At 64.2% G+C, this 17,732-nt stretch carries 15 protein-coding genes; all 15 read right to left on the bottom strand.

Features of this window, described 5'->3' with window-relative positions; translation table 11 throughout:
- Positions 1-67 precede the first annotated feature (67 nt).
- The 15 genes from FGL95_RS25440 to FGL95_RS25370 all read right to left on the bottom strand — a co-directional run bounded on the left by FGL95_RS25440 (position 68) and on the right by FGL95_RS25370 (position 17,701).
- Entirely contained in the window at positions 68-2,422 is a 2,355-nt protein-coding gene (locus FGL95_RS25440) for an ATP-binding protein (protein WP_169592550.1), read from the bottom strand.
- A 220-nt stretch (positions 2,423-2,642) separates the two neighbouring features.
- Positions 2,643-3,254, bottom strand: a complete 612-nt coding sequence (locus tag FGL95_RS25435) for a TetR/AcrR family transcriptional regulator (RefSeq protein ID WP_169592548.1) — start codon at positions 3,252-3,254, stop codon at positions 2,643-2,645.
- Positions 3,255-3,331: 77 nt separating this feature from the next.
- The gene (locus FGL95_RS25430; RefSeq protein ID WP_169592546.1) at positions 3,332-5,119 is read right to left on the bottom strand and encodes an AMP-dependent synthetase/ligase; all 1,788 of its coding nucleotides are present in this window, start codon (positions 5,117-5,119) and stop codon (positions 3,332-3,334) included.
- 165 nt (positions 5,120-5,284) lie between these two features.
- Complete coding sequence (locus FGL95_RS25425; protein WP_169592544.1) at positions 5,285-6,430, bottom strand: acyl-CoA dehydrogenase family protein; 1,146 nt, start codon at positions 6,428-6,430, stop codon at positions 5,285-5,287.
- Positions 6,431-6,488: 58 nt separating this feature from the next.
- Complete coding sequence (pntB, locus tag FGL95_RS25420) at positions 6,489-7,904, bottom strand: Re/Si-specific NAD(P)(+) transhydrogenase subunit beta (protein ID WP_169592541.1); 1,416 nt, start codon at positions 7,902-7,904, stop codon at positions 6,489-6,491.
- 7 nt (positions 7,905-7,911) lie between these two features.
- Positions 7,912-9,432, bottom strand: coding sequence for a Re/Si-specific NAD(P)(+) transhydrogenase subunit alpha (locus FGL95_RS25415; protein WP_169592540.1), 1,521 nt, complete (start codon positions 9,430-9,432; stop codon positions 7,912-7,914).
- Between the two features lie 63 nt (positions 9,433-9,495).
- Positions 9,496-11,310 (bottom strand): acyl-CoA dehydrogenase, encoded by a 1,815-nt coding sequence (locus FGL95_RS25410; protein WP_169592537.1) that lies wholly within the window; start codon positions 11,308-11,310, stop codon positions 9,496-9,498.
- Positions 11,310-12,332 (bottom strand): phosphotransferase family protein, encoded by a 1,023-nt coding sequence (locus FGL95_RS25405; protein ID WP_169592535.1) that lies wholly within the window; start codon positions 12,330-12,332, stop codon positions 11,310-11,312. The genes FGL95_RS25410 and FGL95_RS25405 overlap by 1 nt, the downstream gene beginning before the upstream one ends.
- Positions 12,332-12,784, bottom strand: coding sequence for a MaoC family dehydratase (locus tag FGL95_RS25400; protein ID WP_169592532.1), 453 nt, complete (start codon positions 12,782-12,784; stop codon positions 12,332-12,334). The genes FGL95_RS25405 and FGL95_RS25400 overlap by 1 nt, the downstream gene beginning before the upstream one ends.
- Positions 12,781-13,542 (bottom strand): SDR family oxidoreductase, encoded by a 762-nt coding sequence (locus tag FGL95_RS25395; RefSeq protein WP_169592530.1) that lies wholly within the window; start codon positions 13,540-13,542, stop codon positions 12,781-12,783. Before FGL95_RS25395 ends, FGL95_RS25400 begins: the two co-directional genes overlap by 4 nt.
- Entirely contained in the window at positions 13,539-14,198 is a 660-nt protein-coding gene (locus FGL95_RS33015; protein ID WP_169592527.1) for an HAD-IA family hydrolase, read from the bottom strand. Before FGL95_RS33015 ends, FGL95_RS25395 begins: the two co-directional genes overlap by 4 nt.
- Before the next feature lie 5 nt (positions 14,199-14,203).
- Positions 14,204-14,962: an SDR family oxidoreductase gene (locus tag FGL95_RS25385; RefSeq protein ID WP_169592524.1), complete on the bottom strand. Its 759-nt coding sequence runs from the start codon at positions 14,960-14,962 to the stop codon at positions 14,204-14,206.
- A 10-nt stretch (positions 14,963-14,972) separates the two neighbouring features.
- On the bottom strand, positions 14,973-16,190 hold the full coding sequence (locus FGL95_RS25380; RefSeq protein ID WP_169592521.1) for an acetyl-CoA C-acetyltransferase: 1,218 nt from the start codon (positions 16,188-16,190) through the stop codon (positions 14,973-14,975).
- Between the two features lie 78 nt (positions 16,191-16,268).
- Positions 16,269-17,279: a zinc-binding dehydrogenase gene (locus FGL95_RS33010; RefSeq protein WP_169592520.1), complete on the bottom strand. Its 1,011-nt coding sequence runs from the start codon at positions 17,277-17,279 to the stop codon at positions 16,269-16,271.
- Complete coding sequence (locus FGL95_RS25370; RefSeq protein ID WP_169592517.1) at positions 17,276-17,701, bottom strand: nuclear transport factor 2 family protein; 426 nt, start codon at positions 17,699-17,701, stop codon at positions 17,276-17,278. Before FGL95_RS25370 ends, FGL95_RS33010 begins: the two co-directional genes overlap by 4 nt.
- Between the last annotated feature and the right edge of the window lie 31 nt (positions 17,702-17,732).

The following is a 17,732-nucleotide window of genomic DNA, read 5'->3' as shown; positions in this document are numbered from 1 at the left end:
ACGTCTGTAGGTACCTGTTCGGGGCCCACACGCATCACCCACTCACGGACCCCTTGAGCGGTCAGGGTCAGTGGGCGTCGTTGGTCGATGCGAAACGCTGCGGTGCCAACCAGCTCACGATCTGCGCACGGGACGTGAAGCCCAGCTTGGTCAGGATGTGTTCCACATGTCCTTCGGCGGTGCGCGGCGAAATGAAGAGCCGTGCGGCGATCTCACCGTTTGTCAATCCGTCCGTCACCAGTTCGGCGACCTCACGCTGGCGCCGGGTAAGCGCGTTGGGGTCTGGCGCCGGTTCGGAACGGCCCGCGCCGGCCTGTTGCCGCTCGCCGAGGGGTTCGCGCAAGGCGAATGCCATCGCAGCGTTTCCGTCTAGTTCGCGTCCGCGATTGAACGCACTGTCGAACGCGTCGTTACCGATCGCCTTTCTGGCGGTGGCCTCGAATTGTCGGCGCCCGGCCTGGAGTTGGATTGATCCGAACAACGGCGCACCGACAGTCTCCCAGTGAGTATTGGCGACGCCCAGAATCACCGCTGCGCGTGTGCAGTCACCCTTCGCAACGGTGACCCAGCCAAGGAAGTCCAACGCCATCGCACGAAAGAAGTTGTCGTGGAAGGGCTGCCGGCTTCTCAGTGCATCAAGCAGAAGGATCTCTGCTTGCGTTTGTCGGCCACTCAGTAAGTCGAGGAAGGCGCGGACACATTTCGCATACGAGCGGAGCCAGCGTTCGCCTGCCCCGTCGCACAGCCGATCGAGTTCGTCGACCACGGCCGAGGCCTTGTCCAACTCGCCCAACAGCAGGTACGTGAGAGCAAGTGGAATGCGAACTGAGTTGGGGTAGTCCTGGGATACGTCGACGGCGGCGTAGCCTTCCAGGGCTTCGATGAAAAGTGGAATCCCGGCTGCGAGATCGCCAGTGAAGTTGCCCTGCATTCCGAGCAAGTGCTTCGCGTAGGCGCGAGCGGCATCGTCATCAAGTTCGACCGCAAGCCGATGAGCCTCCCCTAGAAGCGCTTTGGCTTCCGTATCCCCCTGGAGGGTTGCGATGTAACCGCAGGTTGCCAAGGCCCAGGCACGGTCATGGCTGGGCGTCTTGTCTGCGTCGAGGGCTCGTTCGATCCAGTGCCGACCCTCGGTCATGAATCCGAGAGCGATCCACATGAACCAAGGAAGGCTAGCTAAACGAAGGGCGACGACGCTCTCGCCTGCCTCCGTGAGGGAGTATTCGAGTGCGCCACGCAGGTTCGCGTGCTCGTGCTGAAGAACACTCGCCCAGTCCTCCTGCCGCGGGCCGAACCATTCGGCGGCGGCGTGCTCCACCAGTTGGAGGCACCAGTCTCTATGACGGCGGCGAAACACCGGTTCGGATCCGCTCTCACGCAACCGAGCGTGCCCGTACTCCCGAATGGTCTCGAGCATGCGGAAACGGACGCGTCCCCCATGCTCCTCGCGCACGAAGATCGACTTTTCGGTCAAGTCGGCAACCGTGTCGAGGACGGTCTCGAAGGGAATTTGTTCGTCGGCACAGACGGCTTCGAGGGCAGGGAGCCCGAAGCCGTTTGCGAAGACTGCCGCACGCGCCCACAATTCCTGCTCGCGCGCGGTACAGAGGTCGTAGCTCCAGTCGATCAGTGCTTTCAAGGTCTGGTGCCGTTTCGGTGCACTCCTGCTCCCAGCAAGAAGTAACTCGAACCTGCTGTCGAGCCGGTTGGCAAGGTCTGAGACGTCCAGCACGCGCAGCCTGACCGCGGCCAGCTCTATTGCGAGCGGGATGCCTTCCAGCCTGTGACAAAGGCGAATGACCGCCGCTTCGTTGGCGGGATTGATGGTGAAACCGGGCACTACCGACGAGGCTCGGTCCGCGAAAAGAGAAACTGCGGGAGAGCCGGTAGCCGTGCCGGGTGTATACGGAGCTTTCGGGTCTGGGATTGGGAGAGGCGGGACAAGATAAATGTGCTCGCCGGTGATCCGGAGGGCTTGCCGGCTGGTAATGAGAATCTTCAGTTCCGGTGCCATCTTGAGTAGAAGGTCAGTGAGGTCGGCGACAGCCTGCAGCAAGTGCTCGCAATTGTCGATGATCAGGAGCATCTGCCGACCGCGTAGATAGTCCGACAGGACGGTTGTGGGAGGCCTCGTGGATTGCTCCAGCAACTCGAGTGAATTCAACACGGTGTGCGGCAATAGTGCTGCATCCTTCAAGGCTGCCAGTTCGACCAGGCAGACCCCGTCTGCGAAGGCGCGGCGGACGTCGCTTGCCACCCGCAGCGCTAGCCGTGTCTTACCGACGCCACCTACGCCGACGAGACTCACCAGCCGCGCAGCCGATAGGAGTGTCCGTACCTCGGCAGCCTCCGTCCGGCGGCCGACGAAACTGGTCATCTCTGCTGGAACACCGGACGGTCTCTTCTCAGACCGTACTGCCATGACCCACTCCACTCGCACAGTCTCAGCAACGGCCAGGCCGGTCACGTTCCCCGCGTATTGTCGCGTCGACAACGCGGCTCACTGACGTGGCAGACCAGGCTGACGTGGCCTTCACAGTACTCGCCGCGAGCGCGTCCCCCGTGGCGACCCGACTCTGACGCGGTCAACGATTCCGGGTCGAACAAGGCAGCACGACCTTGGCTTCGAACGCGCGTTGAAGTTAGAGATGCTGGGCGCCGACGATCCGCAGGGCCATGTCTGCGTACCGGTCGGCAATGTCTTTAGGCTTCCACGCACCCTCCTCGCGATACCAGCGAGCCAGGTCGATGCCGAGCGAGAGCAGGGCGACGGAGGACACGCGGGCGTGCGGCGTTTCGAAATCACCGCTCGCGACACCGGACTCGACCAGTTCGCGGACTTCGGCGTCGATCTCCCTCCTGATTTTGCGGATCTCCACGAGGTGTACAGGGCTGAGCGCTGCGAGCTCGTAGTTGACGATCCGCGACTCCGTATGCCGCTCCGCGTGATGGACCGCAAAATCGTGGACCACGCGGCGCAATTTCTCGGCCGGGGTGCCGCCGACCGCGATGGCATTCCGCACCAGTGTGAGCGTCCGCTCATGACCGGCGCGAGAGATCATGTACAGCAACTCCTCTTTCGACCGGTGGTGCACATAGAGCGCGGCTGGGCTCATACCGGCCGCGGCGGCGATGTCGCGGGTCGTCGTGCCGTGGAAACCTTTCTCCGCGAAGGCGGCGATCGCAGCCACCATCAGGCGGGCCCGGGTCGCCTCTGCTCGCGAGGTAGCCGCCACCTCTCTGGTCTCCGTCATGGTCCGCCATCTTCTCACTCGACTGTGCGTGACGTGGCCGATGCCGGTCGGTGTCGACTCGTCTGCCATGGCTGTGGCTACTGGGCGTAGAGCTCCGCGATCTCCTCGGCGTACTTGACGTCGATGCTCCTGCGCTTGACCTTCATCGTGGGCGTGAGTACCTCGCTCCCCGGCAGCCACTCCTCGGCGACTACCTTGAACTTCTTGATCTGCTCGACGCGTGACAGCTGAGCGTTCGCACGTTCCACACCGGCCGCGACCTCGTCGATCGTGACGGGGTCGTCCACCGACCTCCCGGCGGCGCCATCGGGATCGAGCGTAATCAGCGCAACGTTGTACGGTCGGCCATCGCCGATACACACCGCCTGGCCAATCAAGGGGCTGGAAGACTTCAGCCAGGTCTCGATGTTGGCCGGTGACATGTTCTTGCCGGCCGAGTTGATGATGATCTCCTTCTTGCGGTCGACCAGCCGCACGTAACCCTCGTCATCGATCGTCCCGATGTCACCGGTATGCAGCCACCCCGCGGAATCGATTGCCTCGGCGGTCTGTTCGGGCTTGTTGCGATAGCCCCTCATGACCGTCGCGCCACGCACGAGCAACTCTCCGTCGTCAGCTATCTTGACCTCTAGGCCTGGGATCGGTAGTCCCACCGTGCCCACTCGTATGCGGTCTTGCGGGTTGACGGTCATGACGCAAGACGTCTCACTCATGGCCCAGATCTCGCAGATTGGGATCCCCGCGGCCGCGAAGAACTCGAACACGTCGCGAGGCGTGGGCGCCGCTCCGGTGAGGAACCACTCGGCCTGCTCCACTCCGAGCTTGCGGCGGATCTTCGAGCCGACGAACGCCTTGGCGACCTTTGCCTGTAGCTGACGAATCGGGCTCGCGGGCTGGCCCGCCTGTACGGCGCGGAAGTTCTTCATCCCGGTGTCGATTGCCCAGCGCATCAGCGTGCCGCGGGCGCCGGGCTCCGTTGCGATCTCTGCCTCCAGGCCCGCCTTCGCCTTCTCCCACATGCGCGGCACTGGCAGGAACACCGTCGGGCGAACCTGCTGCACGACCTCCATCACGTTGCGCGGGTCCGCACACGACGTGACGGTGAAGCCCCAGACCCCCAGCGGCGAATAGTGTCCGCTCCAACGATCACCGATATGCGCCGCGGGCAGGAACGAGACAGTGCGGCCGCCCGGCGTGACGGGCAACGCCTGCTGTAGGCCGCGGATCTTGCTCATCATGTTGCCGTGCTCGAGTTCCACACCCTTGGGTGAGCCGGTCGTGCCGGAGGTGTAGATCAACGTGAGGAGGTCGTCGGGCGCGACTGCCGACCAGGTTGCCTCGAAGTCGAACTGTGCGTCGCCGAGCGTCTCCACCTGATCGAGGCTGAGTACGCCGTCCGACTCGCCGTCGACAACCACGATGCGATCGATCGGCGTTCCGGCCTCGCGCACAGCCGTGAGGCGCTCGAGGAACGCCCGTTCGGTGATGACGATTCTGTTGCCGGCATCGGCGAAGACGTACTCGATCTGCCCCTGCGCCGACGTGTTGTAGACGGAGAACGCGACGGCACCCAAGTGCATGACAGCAAGGTCCACAATGTGGAACTCCGGCCGGTTCGTGAGCATGATGCCCACTGTGTCCCCGCGCTCGACGCCCAGCGCCGCGAGACCAGCCGCGACCCGCCGCACCCGCTCGGCGAGGGCGCCGTAGGTCAGCGACACGCTGCCATCGGGAGTCCGTACAGCAACCTGCTCCGCCCGGGCGGACGCGGTGATCTGGAAAGCCTCACACACTGTCTGCGCGTGCAGCGCACGATCGAACGCCTCGTCAGCGGCAGCAGTAGTGGTGGTGCTGGTGGCCTGCATGTGGTGCCTAACCTTCCTCGTCCGGTAGAGCGTTTTCTTTACCGTCAAAACCAGAACTCACCCCTGTAGAAGGTGTGACTCCACGCTCGCATGCACTTGACGTCGACTACATGTACAAACCCGCCAAGTTCCCGGACTCGCTCCCCCAGAAACAGTTCCGTGACGTCAGAGACCGAGGTCGCGGCCGATGATCTCTTTCATGATTTCGTTGGATCCGGCCCAGATCTTGGTGACCCGGGCGTCTTTCCATGCCTGTGCAACTCGGTACTCGTTCATATATCCGTAGCCGCCATGCAGTTGTAGGCAGGTGTCCAGAATTTTGTTTTGTATTTCCGCCGTCCACCATTTCGCTTTCGCGGCGTCGACCGCCGTGAGTTCACCGACTCTGTGCGCCTGTACCGCGGCGTCGACGTAACTTTGGGTGACGTCGATGGTGGTTGTAAGTTCAGCGAGAGTGAACTTGTTGTACTGAAATGACCCGATCGGTTGGCCGAAGGCTCGTCGCTGACTTACGTAATCGAGTGTTTCCTCGAAAATCTGGCGCGCATGCGCGAGATTGGATACTGCTGCGCCGATGCGTTCCTGGGGCAACATCGACATCATGTGTATGAAACCGCGATCAATCTCGCCTATCACGTTGGCCGCTGGTATGCGGACGTCGGTGAAGAAGAGTTCGGCGGTGTCCGCTTCGGGCTGGCCGACCTTATCTAGCTTGCGGCCACGTTCGAAACCTGGCGTTCCCGCCTCGACGCCGAACAGGGTTATTCCTTTGGCGCCTCTTTCCGGCGACGTCGATGCAGCGACAACAACGAGGTCGGCGTTGAAGCCATTGGTGATGAAGGTCTTGGCGCCGTTCAATATCCAGTCGGAACCGTCCGGTTTCGCTGTTGTCCTCAGTGCCGCAAGATCCGATCCACCTGAAGGCTCGGTCATTGCTATGGCGGTGAGCAATTCTCCCGAACAGAATTTCGGAAGCCACCGTTGCTTTTGCTCAGCGGTGCCTAGATCCACCAAGTACGGTGCCACGACGTCATAGTGAATACTGAACGACGACGCAAGCGCTGCAGTCGATCTGGCGAGTTGCTCGGTGAGAACCGTATTGAAGCGGTAGTCCGACGCCTCACTTCCCCCGTACTCCTCCGGCACCTCCAATCCGAGGAAATCTGCTTTTCCAGCTTCGAGCCAAATATCTCGATCGATGAATCGTTGCTCGACGATTTTTTCATGCCGTGGTTCGATATAACGTTCGAGAAATGAACGTACTGAACCTTCGAAAGCCTTATGATCATCGTCGAATAGCGTCCTGAACATTATTTTCCAATCCGAGCTGTGCAAAGTTCACGATGAGTAGAACGCGTCGACAAAATGGTCACAAGACGGCGAGGATGTCGTCGACTCGTTGCTTCGCATCGCCGAACAGCATCTGGCTGTTGTCCCGGAAGAACAATGGGTTCTGTACTCCGGCATAACCGGTGGCCATCGAACGCTTGAACACGATGACGTCCTTGGCATTCCACACCTCGAGCACCGGCATTCCGGCAATCGGGGAACTAGGGTCCTCGGCCGCGGCCGGGTTAACCGTGTCGTTGGCACCGATCACAAGAACGACGTCGGTGCTCGGCAGGTCGTCGTTGATTTCGTCCATCTCCAGCACGATGTCGTAGGGCACTTTGGCCTCTGCAAGCAGAACGTTCATGTGGCCGGGAAGCCGCCCGGCGACCGGATGGATGCCGAAGCGGACGTCGATACCCTTGGCCCGCAGCTTGGTAGTCAGATCAGCAACCGCGTATTGAGCCTGAGCGACCGCCATGCCGTAGCCGGGCGTGATGACAATCGACTGCGCGTCGGAGAGCAATTCCGCCACCGCATCGGCCTGAATCTCGCGGTGCTCACCGTAATCGACGTCCAACGACGGTCCGACCGCGCCGAAACCGCCGGCGATGACGGATATGAAGGAGCGGTTCATCGCCTTGCACATGATGTAGGACAGGTAGGCACCGGAAGAGCCGACCAGTGCGCCGACGATGATCAGCAGGTTGTTGTTGAGCAGGAACCCGGAAGCCGCCGCGGCCCAGCCCGAGTAGCTGTTGAGCATGGAGACGACGACCGGCATGTCGCCGCCACCGATGGATGCCACGAGGTGCCAGCCGAGAGCGAGCGCGACGATGGTGACGACGATCAACAACCACAGCTGCGGCTCGACGACAAACCACACGGTCAGGGCCGCGAAGGCAACCAGAGTGCCGACGTTGATCACGTTCTTGCCCGGCAACACCAGCGGGGCGGACTTCATCTTCGCCGAGAGCTTGAGATTGGCGACGATCGAGCCTGTGAAGGTGACCGCGCCGATAAACACGCCGATGAAGATCTCGGCACTGTGGATGCCGAGCAGGCCGCCCGCCTCGAGCACAGCCGCCTCGTGGCCGTGAGCATTGTTCTCGACGTGCAGGAAGCCGTTCCAGCCGACGAGCACGGCGGCCAGACCGACGAAACTGTGCAGCAAGGCGATCAGTTCGGGCATGCCCGTCATCTCGACACGGCGGGACAGGGTGATGCCGATTGCGGCGCCGAGGATCACTGCAACCACCAGCAGAACAGTTCCGAGGCTGTCGACACCGCCATCGAAGGCCAACGCGCTGGTCGCGACCAGCGCGACGGTCATTCCGAGGATGCCGAAGTAGTTGCCAAGTTTGGCGGACTCGTGGCGAGAGAGCCCCGCGAGTGTAAGCACGAAGAGCAGCGCTGCCACGAGATAGGCCGCAACCGATACAGAAGTTGTATTCATGTGCCGGTCAGCTCCTGGTGAACATGGCGAGCATGCGCCGCGTGACCGCGAACCCGCCGAAGATGTTGATGCTGGCCAGCAGCACTGCCACGAACGAGATGATCGTGACTACGGTGCCTCCGCTGCCGATCTGCAGCAGAGCGCCGACGACGATGATCCCGGAGATCGCATTGGTCACCGACATGAGCGGGGTGTGCAACGCGTGGTGCACGTGCCCGATCACGTAGTACCCGATCACGATCGCCAGCGCGAACACAGTCAGATTCAGCTGGAGCTGCCCCGGTGCGAGGCCGACCAGCAGAAACAGAACCGCAGCCGCTGCAGAGACCACACCGAGCCGCTTACCCGGGCTCATCGGCGCCTTCGGCTCGGCGGCAGGGCCGGTCGTCGCGGCCGATGCCTGCGGTACGGCCGAGACCTGCACGGGCGGCGGTGGCCAGGTCGACTCACCGTCTCGCACAACGGTGATGCCGCGCTGCACGACATCCTCGAAGTCGAGAACGAGCTCGCCGTTCCTGTCCGGCGTGAGCAGCTTGAGCAGGTTGACGATGTTGGTGCCGTACAACTGCGACGCCTGGGCGGCGAGTCGGCCTGCTAGATCCGTGTAGCCGAGGATTCGTACACCGTTGTCGGTGACAACGCGCTCGCCGGTCCGTGTCAATGCGGCGTTGCCGCCGTTGGCCGCTGCCATGTCGACAATCACCGAGCCGTTGCTCATTGCGGCAATGGTCTCCTCGGTGATCAGCTTCGGAGCCGGACGACCCGGGATGAGCGCTGTGGTGATGACGATGTCGGCCGCACGCGCCTCGGCGTCGTACAGCGCCGCGGTGGCGACCTCCTGCTCGGAAGTCATTTCCTTGGCGTAACCGTCGGAGCTGACCTCGGCGTCGAAGTCGACCTTCACGAACTCCGCGCCCATCGACGCGACTTGCTCGGCGACTTCGGGGCGTACGTCGAAAGCACGCACGATCGCGCCCATGGCGGAGGCGGCACCGATTGCGGCGAGTCCGGCGACGCCGGCACCGACGACGAAGACGCGCGCGGGCGGGATCTTGCCGGCCGCGGTGACCTGGCCGGTGAACATCCGGCCGAACTCGTGGGCGGCCTCCACGACGGCGCGGTATCCGGCGACGTTTGCCATGGAGGACAGCACGTCCATCGACTGTGCGCGTGAGATCCGCGGCACGGCGTCCATCGACAGCGCCGTGATCGGGCGCTGCGACAGGTCCGCGACGATCTCCGCATCCAGCCGCGGGTTGAGCATCGCGATCAGCGTGGCACCCGGCTTCAGGCGGTCACGCTGGGCGAGAGTCGGCGCGTTCACGCCGATGACGATGTCCGCCGCCAGCGCGTCGCCCAGCTCGGCGCCCGAACCGGCGTACGCGTCGTCGGTAAAGCCGGCCGGCTCGCCGGCACCGGACTGGATCACCACTTCGTAGCCGAGCTTCTGCAGCGCGGCGACGGTCGTCGGCGTCGCCGCCACCCGCGTCTCGCCCGCACGCGCTTCCTGGAGCACGCCGACGATCACTGCGCCTCCACCTTGAGCTCGAGGGTTCCGTCCAGCGGGGAACGCATTGCGTCGACGTTGGCTTTACGTGACATGGAACCAGGCCGGATTCATATCGAGCGTCGTTCGATCTCGAGTTGCCAGGAGGGCGAACTGCGGCACCGTCGCGGGTAGCTCGTACCGGAAGAAGTAGCGGGCAGCTTGGCGCTTTCCGGCGTAGAAATCGCCCTCCTTCTGTGCTGCCACTAGGAATTGCTCGAGCCAGATCCACGCGAGGACAACATGGCCCACCGCTTCGAGATAGATCGAGGAATTCGCGAGTGCCTCCGCCCGATCCGGGGCCTGGACCAGCGATCTGGTGACATCCCGAACCTGCTCGGTGGCCTCGTCGAGACGCTTGGCCAGTTCCGATGCTTCACCACCGGTGTGCCGCGCTCGGTCGACAGTGGACTGAATCGTCGAGACGAGCGCCTCAAGACCGGCGCCATCCTGCATGGACATCTTGCGTCCGAGCAGGTCGAGACCTTGGATGCCGTGTGTGCCCTCGTGGATCGGGTTGAGCCGGTTGTCCCGATAGAACTGTTCGACGTCGTAGTCCCGGGTGTATCCGTAGCCACCGAGGACTTGGATGGCGAGGTCGTTCGCTCGCAGGCACCACTGCGACGGCCAGCTCTTCGCAATGGGGGTGAGGACGTCGAGCAGCAGGGTCTTATAGTCCCGAATCTGCGGGTCCTCGGCAGTGTCGTGCTCGTCGACAAGTTTCGAGCAGTACAGCCCGAGTGCCAAAGCGCCTTCGACATAGGATTTTTGGGCGAGCAACATCCGTTTGACGTCGGCGTGGTCGATGATCGGAATCTGTTTGTCGGTGCGACCGGTCGCAGCTTGGCTTCGTCCCTGGGTGCGGGTTTGCGCATACTCCACTGATTGCAGGAAGCCGGCGTAGCCGAGCGCGGTGGCCAGAAATCCGACACCGATACGGGCCTCGTTCATCATGTGGAACATGTACGACAACCCACGGTGCGGCAGTCCGACGAGGTATCCGACGGCACCGGCGCGGCCGCCGGGCATGAAGCTGCCGTCACCGAAATTCAGCAGGGCGTTCGTGATGCCGCGATTGCCCATCTTGTGGTTGAGTCCGACCAGTGCCACATCGTTGCGTTCGTCCGGATTGCCTGCATCGTCGAGAAGGTACTTGGGCACAATGAAGAGTGAAATGCCCTTGACACCGGAGGGTCCGCCAGGGATTTTGGCCAAAACGAGGTGCACGATGTTGTCGCTGATCTCATGGTCTCCGCCCGAAATCCACATCTTCGTCCCGCTCAACCGGTAGCTTCCGTCCTCTTGCTCGATGGCCTTTGTGCTGATATCGGCGAGGGACGATCCGGCCTGCGGTTCCGAAAGGCACATGGTGCCGAAGAAGCGTCCCTCGAGCATGGGGCGGACGAACGCGTCGATCTGCTCCTGGCTGGCGTGCGCTACCAGCAGATTCGCGTTCGCGACTGTCAAGAAGGGGTACCCGGTGGTTCCGGCGTTCGCTGCTTGGAACCAGGCGATCGACGCGCGCATGACCGACGTCGGGAGCTGCATTCCGCCGAGGTCTTCGTCGAATGAACCGGCAAACAGTCCGGCCCGCGCGAACACCTCCAGGGCCTTCTTGGTTTCCGGGATGGTGATGACCTTCCCGTCAGGGCCTACCGTGGGCTCGGTTGCGTCCGCGGTTTTGTTGTGAGGGGCGAAATGCTTCGTGGCGATGTCGGCGCTCAGGGCGAGTACCGCGTCGAAGGTGTCGCGTGAATGTTCCTTGAAACGTCCACGGGTGGTTAGTGTCTCGATGTCGAGCCATTCGTACAGCAGGAACTCGAGGTCGCGTCGCGACAGTAGTAATGCGTCGGCGGCCATCAGTCGTACTCCTTCACTGCGGTCAGGCCCGCGTCCAGCAGCGGGTGGACCGTCTCGCCGATCCGGTCGAAGCCGTCGCCGACGGTCTGGCCGTGCAGATAGCGGTAGTGGATGCCCTCGAGGATCGCGGCGAGCTTGAACGCCGCAAGGCCGAGGTAGAAGCCGAAACCGGAAAGGTCACGGTCGCTGCCGCGCGAGTACCGCTCGATGACTGCGCGCTCGTCGAGGAAGCCGGGCGCAGTCGCCACGTTGCTGCCCTCATCTGCATCGAGACGGAAGTAGACGAGCATCAGCGCGAGGTCGGTCAGCGGGTCGCCGAGGGTAGCCATCTCCCAGTCCAGGACGGCGGTCACCTGGTCGGCGTCGTCGATCAAGACGTTGTCGAGCCGGAAGTCTCCGTGCACGATGCCGGCGGCAGACTCGGCCGGCACCGACTGCGCAAGCTTTCGGTGGAGCTCGTCGGCGGCGGGCAGATCCCTGGTGTGCGACGCGTCGAGCTGCTTCTTCCAGCGTCCGACCTGGCGACCGAGGAACCCCTGCGGGCGGCCGAAGTCCCCGAGACCGACCGACGTCGGCTCGACCGCGTGCAGTACGGCGAGCGTATCCACGAGGCGTTCGGAGATCGTGCGGGTCCGCTCGGGGCCGAGCAGTTCGAGCTCGGCCGCGGTCCGATACGGCGTACCGGCGCACCGCTCCATGACGTAGAAGTCCGCGCCCAGCACCGCGGAATCGGTGCACATGGCGAAGGTCCGCGGGACCGGCACCCCAGTGCTTTGAAGCGCCGACATGACACGGTGCTCGCGGGCCATGTCGTGGGCGGTCGCGAGCACATGACCGAGCGGCGGCCGCCGGACGATCCACTCGTGCGAGCCGTCGGTCACGACATACGTCAGGTTGGACCTCCCGCCCGCGATCAGGGTCGCACGTATTTCGTCGCCCGCCCCAGGGATATGGGCGGCGAACCACCGGCCGAGCACGTCGAGGTCCAGGTCGAGGCCCGGGGTCGCTTCTCCGGTCGTCATCACGGCACCACGACCGCGAGCATGTCGACGACGCAGGCCGGCTTGTCGCCGCCGTCGCGCTCGATCGTCACCCGGAGGCCGACTTGGTAGCCGGCCGTGTTCGGCGTGACCGAAGTCAGGTCCACGCCCGCTCGGACGCGCGACCCGACCGGCACCGGTGCGGGAAAGCGGAGCTTGTCTGCGCCGTAGTTCACGGCCATCGTGACGCCCTCGATCGTGTAAACCTGCCAGGTGAGCATCGGCACCAGGCTCAGCGTGAGAAAGCCGTGCGCGACGGTCGATCCGAACGGCCCCGCGGCCGCCTTCTCCGGGTCTACGTGGATCCACTGACGGTCACCTGTTGCCGCCGCGAAGGCGTCGATCTGGTCTTGGTCGATCGTGTGCCACTCGGAGTGACCGAGGTGCGTGCCGACGGCCTCTTCAAGCTCGGCGATGCCGTTGAAGACCCTCATGCCTTCGGCCCTCCCGCGAGGTAGAGCACCTGACCGGACACGAAGCCTGCGCCCTCGCTGGCGAAGAACGACACAGCGTGCGCGACGTCGGCCGGTCGGCCGCCGCGCCCGACCGGGATGTCCTTGATCACGACGGCTTTGAAGTCGTCGAACGACACGCCCATCCGCTGCGCGGTGGCCATGGTCATCTCGGTCTCGATGAACCCGGGCGCGATGGCGTTGGCGGTCACGCCGTACTTGCCGAGCTCGACCGCCACCGTCTTGGTGAAGCCCTGGATCCCGGCCTTGGCTGCGGCGTAGTTGGCCTGGCCGCGGTTGCCGAGCGCGGAGGTGCTCGACAGGTTCACGATGCGACCCCAGTTCGCCTTGGTCATGTAGCCCTGCACCGCACGGGTCATGAGGAAAGCACCACGCAGGTGCACGTTCATCACCGTGTCCCACTCGGTCGCGGTCATCTTGAAGAGCAGGTTGTCGCGGATGACGCCGGCGTTGTTGACCAGCACGGTCGGCTCGCCAAGCTCGGCGGCAACCCGCTCGACCGCGGCGCGGACCGCGTCTTCGTCGGCGACGTCGGCGCCGACCGCGAGTGCCCGGCCCCCCGCGGCCTCGATCTCCGCTACGACGGCCTTGCAGGCGACCTCGTCGAGGTCGAGGACGGCGACGGCCAAACCGTCGGCGGCCAGGCGCTGCGCGACGCCGGCGCCGATGCCGCGTGCCGCTCCGGTCACGATGGAGGTCCGGGTCGTTGTGACGGTCATGCGGTGACTCCTGTGGGGTGGGGTTTGAGGTGGGGCGCCAACTCGGCCACGGCGGCACGGGTCGACGGATGGTCGAGATGCAACAGCGCCTGCAGGCCTACTGCCCGCGCGCCGAGCACGTTGGGCTCGGCGTCGTCGATGAACAGCACCCGGTCGGCGGGCACGCCGAGTTTGTCGACTGCCAGTTCGTAGATGGCGGCGTGCGGTTTGCGCAGTCCCACCTCGCCGGAGATCACGACCGGATCGAACAGTTCGTCGATCTGTGCGCGCGGGTAGGTATTACCCCAGCTGTTGGAGAGCAGGCCGACCGCGAGACCGGCTTCGCGCAGGTCCTCGGCCAGTTCGAACATCGCCGAATCGGCGCGCATGCCGGCGAACAGCCGGCGGAGCATCCCGTCCGGCGTCACTGCGCGGCCGTCGACCGTCCGCAGCTCGGCGGCAAGCAGTGCTTCGAAGTCAGGGATGGTCAGCTCACCGGTCTCCAGCCGATGGACCGGCGTACCGTCCGCGACGTCGCGCGACAGCCACGCCCGCAACGTGCGCGAAAACGACTCGGGCTCGATCGCATCGGCGGCCAGCCAGGCGGCGATCGAGTGCTTCACCGGACTAGTAAGTACGCCGCCGTAGTCGAAGAGCACCGCATCGATCGTTTGCACTTGGTTCACTCCCCCGCGGCGGAGAGGCTGACGCCGCCATCGACGATGACGGTCTGCCCGGTGAGCCACGCAGCATCGTCGGAAAGCAGGAAGGCGACGACGCCGCCGATGTCCTCCGGCACGCCGAGCCGCCCGAGAGGGTATGCGGCGGTGACCTCGTCCTCGCGGCCCTCGTACAGCTTGGTGGCGAACCGTGTCTTCACCACCGCCGGAGCGACCCCGTTGATCCGGATGTCGGGGCCGAGCTCGACCGCCATCAACTCGGTGAGCGAATTCAGCATCGCCTTGCTGGCGCCGTAGAACCCGATGCCCGGCGCCGTACGGATGCTGGAAAGCGAGGAGACGTTGACGATTACGCCGCCATGCTCCTTCATCCAGGCCTTGTGCACCTGCTGGACCCACGAAACCGCGGCAATGCAGTTCACTTCGACGATCTTGCGAGCAGCCGACAAGTCGAGGTCGACGAGCGGCCCGTACACCGGGTTGATCCCAGTGTTGTTGACCAGGAAGTCGATGCTGCCGAAGGACTCGATCGCCTGCCGAACTACGTCGGCCTGGTGATCGGCGTCGTCGGCGCGGCCCGCGACGGCGAGCGCCACGTCCGGACCGCCGAGGTGGGCGACCGCGTCGTCCAACGCCTCCTTCTTGCGCGCAGTGATAACGACGCGGGCACCGTCGGCAACCAGCCGCTCGGCGATAGCGAGCCCGATACCCCGGCTCGCTCCGGTGACGATCGCGGTCTTGCCCTCGAAACGCTTGCTCATGTCTGTCCTCTCAGCTCAGTCGCTCGATGACCATGGCCATGCCCATACCGCCGCCGACACACATGGACTCGACGCCGAACTGCTTGTCGTGCCATCGCAGCGAGTTGATGAGCGTGGCCGCGATCCGGGCCCCGGTCATCCCGAACGGGTGACCGACGGCGATCGCACCGCCGTTGACGTTGAGCTTGTCCAGCGGGATACCGAGCTGCTGCGCGGATCCGAGCGCCTGGACCGCGAACGCCTCGTTGATCTCGAACAGGTCGATGTCGGCCAGGCCCATCCCTGCGTTGCGCAGTGCGGCGGGGATCGCCTCGACCGGGCCGAGGCCCATGATCTCGGGCGAGAGGCCGGTGACCGCGGTGGAGACGATCCGCGCCAGCGGCGTGAGCCCGAGCTCCTTGGCTTTCGTGTCGCTCATGACGACCAGCGCGGCGGCACCGTCGTTGAGCGGGCACGCGTTGGCCGCCGTCACCGTGCCGTCGGGTCGGAAAGCCGGCTTCAGCTTGCCGACTCCCTCCAGGGTGGTGCCGGGCCGCGGGCCGTCGTCGGCGGACACGACGCTTCCATCAGGCAGCGTGACCGGCACGATCTCGCGGGCCCAGAAGCCTTCCTCGACGCGTTGGCACGCCAGGTTCTGACTTCGCACAGCGAATTCGTCCTGCTCCTGACGTGACATGCCGAGGACCTGTGCGACGTTCTCCGCCGTCTGGCCCATCGCGATGTACAGGTCTGGGAGTTCCCCCGTGCTTCGAGGGTCGACCCAGGTCTGCGCGCCGCCGCCCGCGCGCTTGTCGGTCAGCGCCTGAGAATCTGCGAAGACCGGGTTCTGCCCCGCGGGATCGTCTGCCCAGCCGTTGCCGAACCGGCTCACCGTCTCGACGCCTACCGAGATGTAGGCGTCACCCTCGCCGGCCTTGATCGCATGGAAAGCCATCCGCGTGGTCTGCAGACTGCTCGAGCAATACCGATTGACGGTGACGCCCGGCAAGTGATCCATCCCGCTCAGAACGGCGACCGCACGGCCCAGATTGTTGCCCGACTCCCCCGCCGGCTGGCCCACGCCCAGAATCAGGTCGACCACTTCGGCCGGGTCGAGCTCGGGCACCTGGCGAAGGGCCGCCCGGACCATTTGAACAGCCAGCTCGTCGGGACGCATGTCTTTCAACGAGCCCTTGCCGGCCCGGCCGATCGGGGAGCGGGCGGTGGAGACGATGACGGCTTGGGGCATTGGTGAAGCCTCTCTTTGTGACTAAGCGCTTGCTTAATTTTGGGCACGGCGAGGTGAGCCCTCGCATTCGCTGCAATCTCAGGACGGGTCGGCGACGTGAATCATGCGTTTGCCGACGTTGGTCCCGTTGAGGACGCCAATAAGGCCCTCTGGCGCGTTCTCGAGACCTTCGAGGATGTCCTCCGTCACCGTCAGGGAGCCGTCCGCTAGCCAGCCCTGCAAAGCGTGGAGTCCCTCGTCGGAGCGATCGGAATAGTCGGTGTACAAGAAGCCCCGCATCGTGATGCTCTTCACGATCAGGACACCGGGGGTGCCACGAACGCCCCGCGAGGGGTTGGTCGTGTCGTACTGGGAGACGACGCCGCAGCACACGACGCGGCCGCGGTGGGCCATCACACTGAGTGCGGTGTCCAGCGTCACGCCGCCCACGTTGTCGAAAAAGACATCGATGCCATCGGGACAGGCGTCTTTCAGCGACTTGCGGAAATGGTCATCGCGATAGCTGACCGCCGCGTCGAACCCGAGCTCGTCGGTGAGCCACTTCTGTTTCTCTGGGCTGCCGCAGATGCCGACGACGCGACATCCCTGCAGCTTGGCAATCTGCCCCACGAGTGCGCCTGTAGCGCCGGCGGCCCCCGAGACGACGACGGTCTCCCCGGGCTTTGCCTGACCGACGTCGAGTAGGCCGAAATACGCAGTCAGGCCGGTGATGCCCAACACGCTGAGGTAGTAGGAAAGCTTCTCGGTGGGAACGAGCCGTTGCAGGTCGTCCGGTTCGACCACCGCGTAGTCCTGCCAGCCGAGATGTCCAGTGACGATGTCACCGACCGCGAAGTCGTCGCTGTGGCTCTCGACCACTTGACCGATAGCGAACGCCGGCATCGTGTCGCCGACCTGGATGGCACTGCGATACGTTGCGCCCTGGAACCACGCTCGTTGTGCGGCGTCGATAGAGATCCACAGCACCCGGCACTTGACCTGTCCATCAAGCACTTCCGGCAGATCGACGGTTTCCAGGTCAAAGTGCGAGGTCTCGAGATGCTCGGTGGGCATCGCCGCGACTCGCCACCTCCGGTTGGATGTAGTCACGAGACAACCACGCCATCGATTGCCGGTAGAAACTTCCGAAGGCCCTCGTAGTGCATGACCTTGAGGGTGTCGAGGTACTCGAAGACCTCGACGATTTTGCCGTCGCGTCCCCGCACTAGGAGCACGTACTCGTTCTCGTAGGTCTCGTCGGTCGCAGTGACGGTTGCGCGAGTAGTGAAGCGGGCGACGCTGAAATCACCCGCGCCGGACTCGTCGTGGATGTCGACCTTCATCCCCGCCGACTTGCTGTAGGGCCCGAGGGACACCTTGTTGAACCCGACCACGGCGTCCTTGCCGTCGTGGGTTCCGCCGATGCGGCCCAGGGTTACGGGCAGCGTCCAGCTGATGTCGTCGGCGTACAGTTGCTGCATCGCGGCGACATCGCCCAACGCGCGCGCCAAATCTCCTGCAAGCGTGCTCATGTGCGTTATTTCTCCTTATAGATGTGTTGGA

The organism is Antrihabitans stalactiti (assembly GCF_012932915.1).
Lineage (GTDB): Bacteria > Actinomycetota > Actinomycetes > Mycobacteriales > Mycobacteriaceae > Antrihabitans > Antrihabitans stalactiti.
Note: the sequence above shows the minus strand (reverse complement) of the source record. Positions and strands in the feature narration are given on the sequence as shown.